The 14,182-nt window shown below is 61.7% G+C and carries 14 protein-coding genes; 1 reads left to right on the top strand and 13 read right to left on the bottom strand.

What is annotated here, in order from left to right; genetic code table 11:
- Positions 1-454: 454 nt before the first annotated feature.
- The 12 genes from EEB11_RS18760 to EEB11_RS18705 form a co-directional block, all read right to left on the bottom strand.
- Positions 455-1,189 carry an ABC transporter permease gene (locus tag EEB11_RS18760; RefSeq protein ID WP_135434045.1) on the bottom strand — a complete coding sequence of 245 codons (735 nt, stop codon included), beginning with the start codon at positions 1,187-1,189 and terminating at the stop codon, positions 455-457.
- The gene (locus EEB11_RS18755) at positions 1,186-2,121 is read right to left on the bottom strand and encodes an ABC transporter ATP-binding protein (protein ID WP_135434043.1); all 936 of its coding nucleotides are present in this window, start codon (positions 2,119-2,121) and stop codon (positions 1,186-1,188) included. Before EEB11_RS18755 ends, EEB11_RS18760 begins: the two co-directional genes overlap by 4 nt.
- Positions 2,114-3,289, bottom strand: a complete 1,176-nt coding sequence (locus EEB11_RS18750) for an ABC transporter permease (protein ID WP_494338054.1) — start codon at positions 3,287-3,289, stop codon at positions 2,114-2,116. Before EEB11_RS18750 ends, EEB11_RS18755 begins: the two co-directional genes overlap by 8 nt.
- A gap of 10 nt (positions 3,290-3,299) precedes the next feature.
- On the bottom strand, positions 3,300-4,205 hold the full coding sequence (gene osmF / locus EEB11_RS18745) for a glycine betaine ABC transporter substrate-binding protein OsmF (protein ID WP_135434049.1): 906 nt from the start codon (positions 4,203-4,205) through the stop codon (positions 3,300-3,302).
- 138 nt (positions 4,206-4,343) lie between these two features.
- On the bottom strand, positions 4,344-5,075 hold the full coding sequence (locus tag EEB11_RS18740) for an amino acid ABC transporter ATP-binding protein (protein ID WP_135434039.1): 732 nt from the start codon (positions 5,073-5,075) through the stop codon (positions 4,344-4,346).
- Positions 5,072-5,746, bottom strand: coding sequence for an amino acid ABC transporter permease (locus EEB11_RS18735; RefSeq protein ID WP_135434037.1), 675 nt, complete (start codon positions 5,744-5,746; stop codon positions 5,072-5,074). Before EEB11_RS18735 ends, EEB11_RS18740 begins: the two co-directional genes overlap by 4 nt.
- Positions 5,747-5,749: 3 nt before the next feature.
- Positions 5,750-6,505 carry an amino acid ABC transporter substrate-binding protein gene (locus EEB11_RS18730; RefSeq protein WP_135434035.1) on the bottom strand — a complete coding sequence of 252 codons (756 nt, stop codon included), beginning with the start codon at positions 6,503-6,505 and terminating at the stop codon, positions 5,750-5,752.
- Positions 6,506-6,714: 209 nt separating this feature from the next.
- On the bottom strand, positions 6,715-8,091 hold the full coding sequence (locus EEB11_RS18725; protein ID WP_135434033.1) for an FAD-containing oxidoreductase: 1,377 nt from the start codon (positions 8,089-8,091) through the stop codon (positions 6,715-6,717).
- 27 nt (positions 8,092-8,118) lie between these two features.
- Complete coding sequence (locus tag EEB11_RS18720) at positions 8,119-8,838, bottom strand: type 1 glutamine amidotransferase domain-containing protein (protein ID WP_135434031.1); 720 nt, start codon at positions 8,836-8,838, stop codon at positions 8,119-8,121.
- Positions 8,839-8,868: 30 nt separating this feature from the next.
- Positions 8,869-9,900, bottom strand: coding sequence for an NADPH-dependent curcumin/dihydrocurcumin reductase (curA, locus tag EEB11_RS18715; RefSeq protein ID WP_135434029.1), 1,032 nt, complete (start codon positions 9,898-9,900; stop codon positions 8,869-8,871).
- Positions 9,901-9,983: 83 nt separating this feature from the next.
- On the bottom strand, positions 9,984-10,580 hold the full coding sequence (locus EEB11_RS18710) for an SDR family oxidoreductase (RefSeq protein WP_135434047.1): 597 nt from the start codon (positions 10,578-10,580) through the stop codon (positions 9,984-9,986).
- 59 nt (positions 10,581-10,639) lie between these two features.
- The gene (locus EEB11_RS18705; RefSeq protein WP_135434027.1) at positions 10,640-12,016 is read right to left on the bottom strand and encodes an NAD-dependent succinate-semialdehyde dehydrogenase; all 1,377 of its coding nucleotides are present in this window, start codon (positions 12,014-12,016) and stop codon (positions 10,640-10,642) included.
- Positions 12,017-12,211: 195 nt separating this feature from the next.
- On the opposite strand from EEB11_RS18705, the gene EEB11_RS18700 reads away from it, so the two are divergent.
- Entirely contained in the window at positions 12,212-12,886 is a 675-nt protein-coding gene (locus EEB11_RS18700; RefSeq protein WP_135434025.1) for an SDR family oxidoreductase, read from the top strand.
- Between the two features lie 292 nt (positions 12,887-13,178).
- On the opposite strand, the gene EEB11_RS18695 is transcribed toward EEB11_RS18700, so the two are convergent.
- Positions 13,179-14,042 carry an ADP-polyphosphate phosphotransferase gene (locus EEB11_RS18695; RefSeq protein ID WP_135434023.1) on the bottom strand — a complete coding sequence of 288 codons (864 nt, stop codon included), beginning with the start codon at positions 14,040-14,042 and terminating at the stop codon, positions 13,179-13,181.
- Positions 14,043-14,182: the final 140 nt, after the last annotated feature.

Here is a 14,182-nt window from a genome sequence, read left to right as displayed (position 1 = left end):
AGAAAAGATCGCACCATCAAAACCTGGGATCAAACACCTAGCGTTACCAAGGTGGATTGGCACCATTAAGCTGATCGATGCATATCCGACCAGACTCCACGTGACATTGACGAACCCCGTGCCAAAGGGTGGACTGCCCCCATCGAGCGTTCCACGTTAATGTTAGTGCATGGTGGGCATCCGGCAACTTGGTTGGTTGAGCGCGCTCTGACAGAGAATTTCACCGCCAAAGCACCATCTCAGTCGCGCAAAGGACGAAGAGAGAGAAAATGGTCAAGGGGAGGAGACGACCTGACGCTTGTCGAGGACTCCCGCTCCAACAAGGGAAAAGCCAAGCAGAGCACCTTCGATAGCCCACGCTTCACCCGGCTGTCACTGCCAGTTGCATTCCGGGATGTGCATCAAACAGGTCGGCCCATCGCCCTGAAACCACCGTGCTGGAACACTGCTCGCATCAGATGCGCGCACTGTGCACAAGGAGCGCTTCGATTTGTCCCATCGCATCATAGATCAAAACTGCAAACAGCCCCACGATCAGCCCACCCTGCAGAACAAAAGCCGTGTTGTTGGTCAAGAGCCCCGCGATGATCACCTCGCCCAGCGTGCGTGCTGCAACAGTCGATCCGATCGTCGCTGTCGCCAAGGCGATGACGACAGACAGGCGGATGCCCGTCAGGATGACCGGCAGGGCAAGGGGGATCTCGACGCGCGTCAGGCTTTGCCACCGCGACAGGCCGATCCCGCGCGCAGCCTCCATTGTGGCACGGGGCAGGTTTGTCAGGCCGGTGATGGCGTTCTCCAGTATCGGCAGCAGGCCGTACAGGAACAGCGCGACCAAAGTTGGCCCAGACCCGAACCCCAGGCTTGGCACGGCAAGCGCCAGCACGGCCACGGGCGGAAAGGTCTGGCCCATGTTGGCAATACTGCGGGCGAGCGGGCGAAAGGCAGCCCCGGCCGGACGTGTGACAAGAATGGCCAATGCCACGGCCACCAGCGTAGCAGCACCAGATGCGGCAAACACAAGACCCAGATGGTTCAGCGACAGCGACAACAGAGAGGCGCGCTCATACATTACAGGTCCACCCTCAGGTGCCAAGGGCGCAAAGAACACCTCGAACCATTGCGGGTGGACAACCAGTGCCACCAGCAAGACCAGCACCGCCAGACGTAGGGCATTTGCAGCCGTCACGGCTGGAATTCCGCGCAAGCACGGATCGCGTCCAGCGTCACATGACCAATCGGCACGCCATCCCGTTCAACCGGCACCGCTGTGCGACCGGTCCACAAACAGGCAGACAGCGCGTCGCGCAGGCTCGCGTCCGACGCGATGGCCGCACCTTCGGCAGGGCCGTCGACCACGACTTGCGACACCGGGATCAGCGACAGCAACCGCAACGGGCGTTCCACATCGCCCACCATGTCGGCCACGAAATCGGTTGCGGGATGCGTGATGATTTCGGCCGGGGGGGCATATTGCACCAGCCGCCCGGCATCCATCACCGCGATCTTGTCGGCCAGCCGGATCGCCTCTTCCATGTCATGGGTCACCAGCATGATGGTTGACCCCAGTTTCTGCTGGATGCGGCGCAAATCGTCTTGCGCGCGGGCCCGGATGATCGGATCGAGCGCGCCAAAGGGTTCATCCATCAGCATCAGGTCGGGTCGGGATGCCAGGGCGCGGGCCACGCCGACGCGCTGTTGCTGCCCGCCGGACAAGTCAGCGGGATAGCGGTCCCGAAACTGCACCGGGTCCATCGAGAACAACTCCAGCAGTTCATCAACGCGGGCAGCAATCTTGTCATGCGGCCAGTTCAACAGCATGGGCACCGCGGCGATATTGCGCGCGACGGTGTGATGCGGAAACAGGCCATGCCCCTGAATGGCATAGCCGATGCGCCGCCGCAGAAGGTGCGGCTGGACCGAAAGCGTCGATGTGCCGTTGATGCGCACCTCGCCTGATGCCGGCTCTTCCAACCGGTTGACCATACGCAACAGCGTGGTCTTTCCAGACCCCGACGTGCCCACAATGACGGTGATCGTGCCGGTTTCGACAGTCATGGTGACGGCATCGACGGCTCTGGTGTCGCCGTAGGTCTTGGTGAGCCCGTCGATTTCAATCATCAGCGGGCTCCGGCATCGTCCGGGTCAGGTCAACCAGAATATCCATGAAAATCGCCGCCGTCAGCGCAAAGGCCACGGTCGGCAGCGCGCCCAGCAAGATCAGATCGGTCGCAGTCTGATTCAGGCCCTGAAAGACGAACGTGCCGAACCCACCTCCGCCGATCAGCCCGGCAATCACCGCCAACCCGATGTTCTGCACCAGCACGATGCGAAGCCCGGTCAGGATGATCGGCAGGCCCAGAGGCAGTTCGACACGCCACAGGCGCTGTCGCGGGGTCATGCCCATTCCGCGGGCGGCCTCGCGGGCGGCTTCGGGCGCGGCGGCCAGTCCTGCGACCGTGTTGCCCACCACGGGCAGCAGCGCATACAGAACCAGCGCCAGAAACGCCGGGGCAAACCCGATCCCGGCAATCCCCAACGCCTGCGCGCCCGGAACCGTCGCCCCTACCCAGGCAAGGACCGGGATCATCAGCCCGAACATGGCAAGCGAGGGGATGGTTTGCAGGAAGCTCAGCACCGGCAAGATCGCGCTGCGCAATCGGGCCTGATGGTGACACACGATGCCCAGTGGGAACCCGATCGCCGCCGCGGCGGCCAGCGACCCGAAGGCCAGACCCAGATGCTGCCAAGTCGCGGCAACGAACGCATCCCGTCGGCTGGCATATTCGAGCAGGATCGACAGATCATCCAGTGCACCGGACCACAGGACTGCCGCAAGTGCCCCAAGCGCCATCGCCAACAGTCCGGCCCGCATCAAGGGGCCCGGCGCCATGCCAGCCAAAGCATCCGCAGCCAGCAGCAGGAACACGCCCAGCAGGCACCAGAACCCCACCGATGGCGAGACGCGGGCATTGGCACCGGCACCTTCCAGTAGCGCCGGGGCACCCAGCATCAGAAGGACCACCACTCCCGCCAAGCCGAGCCCCGCACCCGCGAACCGCGCCCATGTCATCTTGTCGGACAAGCCAAGCAACAGTCCCGCAACCACAGCCGCCAGACCTGGCCACATCGCGGCAGGGGCTGCAAGATCCCAAACCATGATCCCGTTGCCGGCAACGATCCGGTTGGCAGCGATCGTCATGAATGGAACCAGTAACGCGCCAAGCCCCAAAACAGCGAACAAGAAGCCCGGTGCAGACAGCGCAAGGCGCCGGGGGGCAACGATCATCATCCCACGATCAGTCGGCAACTGCGCGGCTGAGATAGTCGCGCGCGACCGCTTCGGCCGGTTCTCCGCCCACCTGAATGCGGCCGTTCAGTTCTTGCAGCGTGACAAGGTCCAGATCCGCAAAAATCAGACCCAACACGTCCGCGATCGTTGGATACTCAGCAAGAACTTCTGCCCGGATGATCGGCGTGGGCGCATAGACCGGCTGAACACCCTTGTCGTCCGCCATCACAACCAGCCCTGTGGCCCCCACCCCGCCATCGGTGCCGTAGACCATCGCCGCATTGACGCCAGAGGTCCCGCGCGCCGCCGCTTGAATGGTCGCCGCCGTGTCACCACCCGACAGCACCACTGTCTGATCCGGTGTAAGCTTGAAACCATATGTGTCCTGCATAGCGGGCAGAACAGCAGGTGAGGACACGAACTCGGTCGACGCGGCTAGCTTGACCCGACCGCCGCCCGCGACCCAGACCCCGAAGTCCGACATCGTGACCAGCCCGTTTTCTTTTGCCACCGGGCCGGTCACGGCAATGGCCCAGGTATTGTTTGCGGGCGAGGGGGTCAGCCAGACCACCGCGTTTTGTTGAGCGTCAAGTTCGGCTGCGCGGTCATATCCGGCAGCCGCATCGTTCCAGATGTCCTGATCGGCTTCGTTAAAGAAGAAAGCCGCGTTTCCGGTGTATTCGGGATAGATGTCGATCTGATTGGCCAACAAGGCCTCGCGCACGACTTGCGTGCTGCCCAATTGCAGACGGCGTTCCACCGGAAGCCCTGCATCTTCCAGCGCCAGTGCGATGATGTTGCCCAGTAGTCCACCTTCGGTGTCGATCTTGGACGACACGACAATGTCTGCGGACGCGGCCGAAGCCATTGCGATCAACATCCCCGCAGCGGCGGAAAGAAGGTTTGGTTTCATCATGTCATTCATTCCTGATGCGCGTGATTTGGGCGGGGACGGTGCCGTGAGGTTCTGATCCTATGCCTCAAACGCCTGCCAGTAATATTCGTTCCGTGGTCTCTGTGGCCGAGACGGGGGCAAGAGGCGTTGGTCTGCCTATCTGACACGGCGCAAAAAGCTTTCCGTGCGTTTGTCGCGCGGTGCATCGAACAGTTGCGCGGGCGGCCCCTGTTCGACGATACGCCCGCCGTCCATGAAGATCACCCGGTCGGCAATCTCGCGCGCGAACTGCATCTCGTGGGTGACAATCACCATGGTCTGCCGCCGCTCCGCGACGCGGCGCATCAGGTCCAGCACCTCGCCCACCCATTGGGGGTCAAGCGACGATGTCGGCTCGTCGAACAACATCAGGCTGGCGTCCAGCGCCATCGCGCGGCCGATGCCGATGCGCTGTTGTTGCCCGCCCGAAAGAGCCGCCGGATAGGCCTCGGCCTTGTCCGAAAGCCCGATCTCGCGCAGGATCGCATCCGCCCGCAAATCCGCCTCATCACGGGGTTTACGCTGCACGGTGATCAGGGCTTCGGTGATGTTTTCGCGTGCGGTCTTGTTGGCGAAGAGCGCATAGTTCTGGAACACGAACGCGGTGCGGCGGCGCAGCGCGAGGATGTCTGCAGGCCGCGCCGTGGCCGCATCAACCGTCAGATCCCCGATCCGGATCACACCGCTGTCAGGTCGGTCGAGATAGTTCAAACAGTGCAGCAGCGTCGATTTTCCCGTCCCGGACGGGCCGATGACCGCCACCCGTTCACCCGCCGCGATCTCGAGATCGATGGCGTCCAGCACCGTGTTCGTGCCGTAGCGTTTGGTCAACCCGAGGATGCTGATCATCGGGCAAGCGCCTTGTTCAGGCGAAGTTCCAGCCGCTTTTGCAGCAGCGACAACATTTCGACGATGACCCAATACAGCACCGCCACGACAAGAAACGCCTCGAAATACAAAAAGCTGCCAGCCGCTTCCTTTTGCGTGGCACCCATCATTTCGGTTACGCCAAGGGTGAACGCCAGCGATGTGCTTTTGATCATGTCGATGAAGTAATTTGCCAGCGTCGGTGCGGCGACGCGTGCCGCTTGCGGCAGGATGATCCGGCGCATTGACTGCGTTTGCGTCATGCCGACGGACTTCGCCGCCTCCCACTGGCTACGATCGACGCCCAGTATCGCGGCGCGGATGCTTTCGGCCATGTAGGCCGAAAAATGCAGCGTCAGGCCGATGATCGCTGCCGTCACGCCGTTGATCCCCGCCAGAACCGGCAGGATCTGCGGCAGGCCGTAGTAGAACAAGAACAGCTGCACCAGCAGCGGCGTGCCGCGGAAAAAGCTGATGAACAATTTCACGAACAAGTCCAGCACCGGCACGCGCACCACCCGTTCGACCGCCATCAGGCTGGCCAGCACCAGCGCGCCCGCCATCGCGGCCAGCGCCATGCCAATAGTCAGCGGCACATAGCCAAGGATGACCGGCACGAGACCCAGCATGTAATTAAGATCAAGCGCCCGCATGCTTCAACCCGCAGGCGCCGTCACGTCAAGGTCAAGCCATTTCTCGGAAATGGCCCGCAACGTGCCATCGGTTTTCATCTCCGTTAGTGCGGCGTCAAGCCGGTCGCGCAACGCTTGACCCTCCGGATCGTTGCGGAACGGCAGTGCATTCTGAATCTCGCTGAACGGCGGGCCAGCCAGTGCGAGGGGCAGCGGGCTTTCCTTGATGACCTGCGCCGAGGAAACCCGGTCCATCACAAAAGCATCGACGCGGCCAAGTGCGGTGTCCTGCTCAATGTTGCTCTCGTAGGTCTTTATGTCGATCTCGTCGGCAAACGGCAGGTCGCGCAACAGTTGCTCGAAGTTGGAGCCGAGGTTGACCGCAACGGTGCGGCCCCGCAGGCTGTCTACGCCGCTGATTTCGGTCTCGTTTCCCGCCTTCACCACCACCTGCGCACCGTCATAGACATAGGGCTGGCTGAAAGCGAACTTCGCCGCGCGGTCGGGTGTGACAGTGATCTGATTGGCGATGGTGTCGATTCGACCCGCTTCCAGCGCGCCGATCAGACCCGAAAACGACATGGTGGAAAACTCCACCGTATCGCCAGTCCGTTCGGCAAGGGCATTCATCAGATCGACCTCAAAACCTTGCAGCGTGTCCTGCCGGACAAAAGTAAAGGGGAAATACCCGCCCGACATGCCAACGCGGATAGTGTCTGCAGTGGCGGGCAGGACAAGCGTCACCGCCAGCAACGCGGCAAGTGATGTGGATTTCAGCATCGGATACTCCTGTGTCCAGCCCCTTGGGGCATACGCGAAACGCGCGGACATCAGGTTGCGTTCCAGACCAAGCACGGCGGCGCATGGGATGAGACCGTTGGCCGATAACAATCCGTCAATCCGGAAGGCTGCGGGCACGGCCCCGCATGATACTGCTGATCGACCGTGGCCCGGTTTGCATGGCTTAGTTTTCGCGGCCGCCTGACCTCTCAGACCTCCTTCGCATCGGCGATGGCATAAGGCAGCAGCTCGGTAACGGTCGGATGGATTCCGGTCATGGAGCGGATGTCATGGTCAGTGAGGCGCTGATAAAGCGCGGGCAACAGGAACTGCACTGCTTCGTCGCCGTGAAAGCCGATGATCGCGGCCCCCAGAAGCTGACGCGTTTCGGCATCGAAGACGACCTTCATCATCCCGCGTGTTTCACCCACCTCGACGGCACGGCTGACCCGCGCCATGGCTCGGGTGCCTACCAAGACGCGATGACCGGCGGCGCTCGCCTCGGCCTCGCTCATGCCGATCCGACCAAGCGGAGGGTCGATGAACAGCGCATAGACCGGCTTGCGGTCACTGATCTTGCGGTCTTCGCCGTCAAGAAGGTTGCCCGCGACAATCTCGAAGTCATTGTAGGCGGTATGAGTAAAGGCACCGCGGCCGTTCGCCTCGCCCAGCACCCAGATATGCGGCTGCGCGCTGCGGCAGGTGTCATTCACCGGGATGGCGCCGCGCGGGTCGGCAGACAGCCCTGCCGCTTCAAGCCCCAGATCGTCCGTATTTGGCAACCGCCCCGTTGCGACCAGCAGATGACTGCCCGTCAACGCGACATCGTCCCCAGCAGCGGTGCGAAAGCGCGCGGTGATGCCGTGATCCGCCGGTGCAAAGGACAGATCGGTGATCCCCACCTCGATCCGGATGCCCTCGCCCGTCAGGATTTCATGGATTTGTGCTGCGATATCGGCATCCTCGCGGCCAAGGAATTTGGGGGCGGCCTCAAGAATGGTCACCTCGGCCCCGAAGCGGCGAAAGATCTGCGCAAATTCAAGACTGATATAGCTGCCGCCCAGAATGATCAGATGATCGGGCACGACGTCCAGATCCATCACATCGGCGTTGGTCAAATAGGGGATGGTGTCGATCCCCGGCACGGGCGGCACCGTGGCCCTTGCCCCCACATTGACAAAAATCCGCGCGGCCGTCAGCTGTCGGTCGTCGATCGCCACCGTATGCGGCCCGGTAAACCGCGCGTGCCCGCGGATCACGGTGATGCCGGCGGTGTTCTCCATCCAGCGGGTAACGTTGCCGCGCGCAGCCAGCACGACCGCATCCTTACGCGCGCGCACCCGGGCTGCGTCCACTGATACCGGGCCTGTCAGGACGCCATACCGCGCCCCCTCGCGCGCCAGCCACGCTGCGTGGGCCGACGCGACGAGTGTCTTGGTCGGCGTGCAGCCGGTGTTGACGCAGGTGCCGCCCATCTGGTCGCGTTCGATCAACGCCACCCGTTCGCCGGTCGCAGCCAACCGGGCCGCCATCGCCGGACCGGCTTGACCTGCCCCAATCACGATGCTGTCGAATGTCTCGCTCATGAAATGGCCTTTCGAAGTGTGCAGCGGTTAGCGGTGCGACATCAGTATCGCGGGCGCCAAAAAATAACCGCATCGGACCAAGTCGAGCAGTTTCCGCGCTGCCTCTTCCGACGACGCCGGGTTCTGGCCGGTGACCAGCTTGCCGTCAGTCACCACGAACGACGCCCAGTCCGCGCCCTTTTCATAAATGCCACAGTTGGCTTTCAGCATGTCCTCAACCAGAAAAGGCACCACATCGGTCAGACCAGCAGCCGCTTCTTCGGTATTGGTGAACCCGGCCACAGTCTTGCCCGATATCAGCGGTTTGCCGTCTGCGCCTTTGGGGTGCTTGAACACCGCAGGGGCATGGCAGACGGCTGCAATCGGGCGATTGGAACCTGCAAAGGTTTCGATTAACGCAATGCTGTCGGCGTCTTCGGCCAGATCCCACAGCGGGCCGTGACCGCCAGGATAGAAAACCGCGTCGAAGCCATCCGGCGATACCGTCGCAAGAACGACCGTGTTTGCCAGATCGGTTTGGGCCGCCTTGTCGCCCTTGAAGCGCTTGGTTGCCTCCGTCTGTGCATCGTCCGCGTCGCTGGTGGGGTCCAACGGCGGCTGGCCGCCCTTGGGCGAGGTCAGCGTGACGTCGCACCCCGCGTCCTTGAAAACATAGTAGGGTGCGGCGAATTCCTCGAGCCAGAAACCGGTTTTCTTGCCGGTGTCACCGAGTTTGTCGTGCGATGTGAGAACCATGAGGATTTTCATCGGGAAGTGCCTTTCAAAAATGGCTGTGTTTCAGGCGGTCAGCTTGACAACGCGTTTTCCGAAAGACTCACCCCGCAGCAAACCAACGAAGGCAGCCGGAGCGCGTTCCAGGCCCTCGATCATTTCCTCGCGGTATTGGACTTTTCCTGCTTTGACCCACGCGCCCATCTGCTGCGCGAATTCGGGGTAAAGGTGGCCAAAGTCATCGAAGACAATGAAACCGCGCAGGGTCATCCGCTTGCGCAGGATCGTGCCGAACAACAGGCTCATCCGGTCCGGGCCGTCCGGCAGCGCGGTAGCGTTGTATTGCGAGATCAGGCCGCAGACGGGGATGCGCGCCTTGGGGTTCAGCAAAGGCAGAACCGCGTCGAAAACCGCGCCGCCAACGTTTTCAAAGTAGATGTCGATGCCGCCCGGCACCCCCGCTTTCAAAGCAGCGGGAAACCCGGCTGCCTTGTAATCAATGCAAGCATCGAAGCCGAGGGTGTCGACCACGTGGGCGCACTTTTTGGCCCCTCCCGCAATCCCGACGACATGCAGGCCGAGGATCTTGCCAACCTGACCCACAGTGGCCCCTACGGGACCACTGGCACCGGCAACGACCAGCGTCTCGCCTTGTTTCGGCAGGCCGATCTGAGTCAGCCCCGCCCAAGCTGTCAGGCCCGGCATCCCCAGCACGCCCAGCGCCCAGGACGGGTTTTCGGGAGTCTTTCCCATGTTGATCACGCCGCTGCCGTCGGACAGGCTGTAATCCTGCCAGCCGCCGAACGCCTGAACCCAGTCACCCGCAGCAAAGCCCCCTATGTCGGAGGACACGACCTGCGCGACAGTGCCGCCAACCATGACCGCTCCGATCTCGACCGGGGCCGCATAGGACGGCGCATCACTCATCCGGCCCCGCATGTAAGGGTCCAGCGACAGATATTTGTTGCGCAGCAGCATCTGGCCCTTGCCGGGGTTCGCAACGTCTTCGGTTTCAAGTCGAAGGGTGCTGTCGTCCGGCTCACCCTTGGGACGCTTGGCGAGGACAAACTTGCGGTTCCGTGTCTTCGATTGCGTCATGGGAACGGGTCCTTTCAGGAAAATCAGCGTGCGGAAAATCATTGAATTTTCTTAGCGGCCAGAGCACTGGCACGATCGCAATGTCAGGCGGATTGCATATCCTGCGCGATGCCGTCAAAACGGCCAGTGGTAGCGGCCTCGGCCAATACATGGGCCACATCCGCGCGCGAAGCCTTCGCGGATTTGTCGACGTTTTCGCCCAGGATCACATCCGCACCGCGCGCGTCGTTGCTCAACGCCACCGGGCGCACGATTGCATAGGTCAGCCCAGAGGCCATCAGGTGCTCGTCGGTCGCGTGCTTGGCTTTCAGGTAATGGGCAAGCTCTCCCGTCGGGTCCGTTTGGTCTGCCCCGACGGAACTGAGCATCACAAAACGCGTCACCCCTGCGTCGCGCGCCAGATCGGTCAGACGTCTGGCACCATCCCGGTCCACCTTGTCAGTCATCTCTGGGCCCGTCGACCCACCGGAGCCTGCGGCAAAGATCACCGCATCCATCCCGTCGCACACACCGTCGTGCAGGTTGGTCAGATCACCCCGGCGCAGGTCAACGCCTTGCGGCAGCGCGCTGGTGTCGGAACTTTCGCGGACGAGCGCGGTTGGCTTGTGGCCCTGATCCAGCAATTCCTGAACAAGCAGTAGTCCGGTTTTGCCAGTGGCACCAGCAACGAGGATGGTCATGCTCATGGGGTCGTCCTTCAGTGTGAATGTGAGGAGGGATGGCGTGGGGTCAGGCGCGGTCAGGGCAGGAAGATCGCCTTCACATTGACGAATTCCTTGATGCCAAAGCCGCCATGCTCGCGTCCGTAGCCAGAATCCTTGACCCCACCGAACGGCATGTTCGGATCCATGGCCCCGAAGGTGTTGATGCGGATCATGCCGGTATCAAAGTGGTCACGGGCCAGCTTGAAGGCGCAGTCCTCGTCCTTGGAGAAGATCCCGCCGCCGAGACCATAGCGGCTTTCGTTGGCCAGCCGCATGGCGTCTTCGTCGTCCTTGGCCCGGATGACCGACGCGACAGGCCCGAAAATCTCATCATCATAGGCGGGCATGCCGGGCGAGAGGTCGGCCAGAACCGTAGCCGGATAATAGGCACCCTTGCGATCCGGCGCCTGGCCGCCGCACAGGACCGTTGCCCCTTTGGCGACGCTGATATCCACCTGTTCCTTGACCATGTCGAACTGCGCCTTGCTCGACAGCGGGCCAAGCTGGCTGTTCGCATCCGTCGGATCGCCCATGCGAATGGCCTTCATCTGCGCCACAAAGCCATCGACAAAGGCGTCGTAGACCTTGTCCGTCACGATGAAACGCTTGGCCGATACGCAGGTCTCGCCGTTGTTATAGAGCCGCCCGATGACCGAGAACTTGACCGCAGTTTCGATATCGGCATCTTCCAGCACCAGATAGGCGTCGTTTGACCCCAGTTCGAGGACGGTTTTCTTAAGCGCCTTGGCGGCCATTGCGCCGACATGCCGTCCGGCCTCATCGCTGCCTGTCATCGTCACAGCGCGAACCTTCGGGTGCGCGATCAGGATATCGCTGGTGTCATGATCGATCACGACGACCTGAAACAGATCCTCGGGCAGACCTGTTTGGATACACAACTCGCGCAGGCGCAGGCCTGACCCGATACAGATGCTGGCATGTTTCAGAACGCAGCCGTTGCCCGCCATCAGGTTGGCGGCCAGCACGCGGACCGGCTGGTAGAAGGGAAAATTCCACGGCTGGATCGAGTAGATCACGCCAATCGGCTGATAGGTGACGACGCCGCGCTTCTGGTCGGGTCCGTGCGTGCGCTCTTCATCGGCAAGCGCGTCCGGCCCGTGTTGGGCGGTGTAGTCACAGATTGCCGCACAAATCTCGACTTCGATATGCCCATCCTTCAACAGCTTGCCGGTCTCACGTGTCATCAAGGCGGCCAACTCGTCGGCGTGCTCGCGCAGCGCCTGGCCGATCCTCGTCAGAAACGAGGCCCGTTCGTCATGGCTCAGCTTGCGCCACTCCAGAAACGCCGCGTGGCAGGCCTCGATCCGGTCTGTCGCCTCTTGTTCGGTCATCAGAGTGTAGGTCTGAATGTCTTGCTCGGTCGCGGGATTGACTGTGGTGATTGTCGACATGCTGGCCCCTTTGCGCTGACTCTTGCAACGATTGGCGCCGCCATGTGTTCCCTGCCAATGCCGGTAATCGTCCAGACGGTCGGCCTTAACTCCTGACGCCGCTTTCGCCGTAACGCGAATAATTCGGCGCGGACGCAACGCAATGACCGCGGAAACGTTCCCTTTCAGATGCCCCCTCGCACAATTGGACACGACATGAGCACGAAGGCACTTTTCATCACCGGCGCATCGAGCGGCATCGGGGCGGCGACGGCACGATTGGCGATTGCGGAAGGCTGGCAAGTCGGGCTTTTCGCGCGATCGGAGGACAAGCTGAATGCTCTGGTGGACGAGTTTGGGGACAGGGCCGTGGCCTTGCCGGGCGATGTGACCGACCTGAACAACCTGAAGGCAGCAATGGCGACATTCGTCGGCAAAACGGGCGGGCTGAACGCCGCGTTCGCCAACGCAGGCATGGGGCTTTCGGCCTCCGGCACCGACGCTGGCGACCCGACGGAATGGGAGCAGATGATCGGCGTGAATGTTCTGGGTGTCCTTTGGACCGTCATGGCCGCAATGCCTCACCTGAAGAAACGGGCGGGGCATCTGCTACTAACGGGGTCCGCCGCTGGTCGGGTGCACATTGCAGGATCAGTCTACGGCGCGTCGAAATGGTTCGTGCATGGATATGGCGGCAACCTGTCCGAAGAAATGAAGTCCTTTGGCGGCCGCTGCACGATCATCGCCCCCGGCATGGTTAACACGGCGTTTTTTGACGAACCCAAGCCCGACAAGTTGCAGGTCGAAGACGTTGCCCGTGCCGCACTCTTTGCGCTTGAAGCCGACCCACGCTGTGCGGTGAACGAGGTCTTCATGATGCCAACACATTGAATTCGTGGCTTGGTGACATGGATTTTTGATTGACGCGCGCGACGGGCATATCCGGACCCCGGGTAGCCCATCGCCGATCTCAGCCACCGCAAGGCGCGATCGAGTGTCGTTGGAATCCGGGCATCAAGGGCCACCTCACCGTCTACCGCTCTTGGGTGTCAGGTTTTGGTTGGACGTGCACGGCAGTGTGGACCTCGGTTTCGGAAAGTCAGCCGGCGCTTGGAAATCGGCAATTTACCGTGCCCCGCCCGTTGACACTTACGCGACAACGCTCGGCCCGATGCCAAGGTTTTCAAATGTCCAGCGTCCGTCGGATCGCGACCAATTCTTGCTGGCGCTCTGCGCTGGTCGTTGGATAGTGCAGGTCAAGACTGTCGAACGTATAGAGCAAGATCTGCGACACGATCAGCCGCGCGGTCTTCTTATGGTCTGCGGGCACAACATACCACGGCGACTCAGGGGTGCTGGTTGCAGCAATGCAGGCCTCGTAGGCGGCCTGGTAGTTATCCCAGAAGCCGCGTTCGGTCATGTCCGATGCGGTGAATTTCCAGTTCTTGGTCGGGTCGTCGATGCGATTAAGAAAGCGCTTGCGCTGTTCGTCTTTCGACAAATGCAGGAAGATCTTGATGACGCGGGTTCCGTTGGCGTGCAGATGGTGCTCATGATTGATGATCGACAGATACCGCTGTTTCCAGAAGGCGTCAGCGTCAACCATTGGCTCTGCCAGCGCTTGGGCTTGCAGAAGCTCGGGGTGGACGCGGACGATCAACACCTCTTCATAATAGGACCGGTTGAAGATGCCGACGCGACCGCGTTCGGGCAGGTCGCAGGTGGTGCGCCAGAGGAAATCGTGCTGCGATTCCGTGGCGGACGGATGCTGATAACTGAACACCTGGCACCCTTGCGGATTGACACCTGACAAGACATGCCGGATCGCCCCGTCCTTGCCCGCCGCATCCATCGCCTGAAAGATCAGCAGGATCGCTTGGCAGTTGGCGGCGTACTGCAAGCGTTGGTGCGTGTCCAGACACTTCACATGATGCCGGAACAGCTTGCGGTATTCGTCCTTGGATGTGCAGAAGGGATCAATCCGCGTCGGGCGCTTTGCGAGGGAAAAGTCCGTCCCGGGTGCCACAATGAAACTGGTGCCGTTCACAACGCCACCCGCCGCAGCCGCAATGCGTTGGTGATGACCGAGACGGACGACAGGCTCATCGCTGCCGCTGCGATCATCGGGGACAGCAACATCCCCGTCACCGGGTAAAGCAAACCCGCCGCGATTGGCACGCCAAGCGC

The organism is Pseudotabrizicola sediminis (assembly GCF_004745575.1).
In the GTDB taxonomy this organism is placed as follows: domain Bacteria; phylum Pseudomonadota; class Alphaproteobacteria; order Rhodobacterales; family Rhodobacteraceae; genus Pseudotabrizicola; species Pseudotabrizicola sediminis.
The sequence above is the reverse complement of the archived record's forward strand: the minus strand, read 5'-3'. Positions and strand labels throughout refer to the sequence as shown.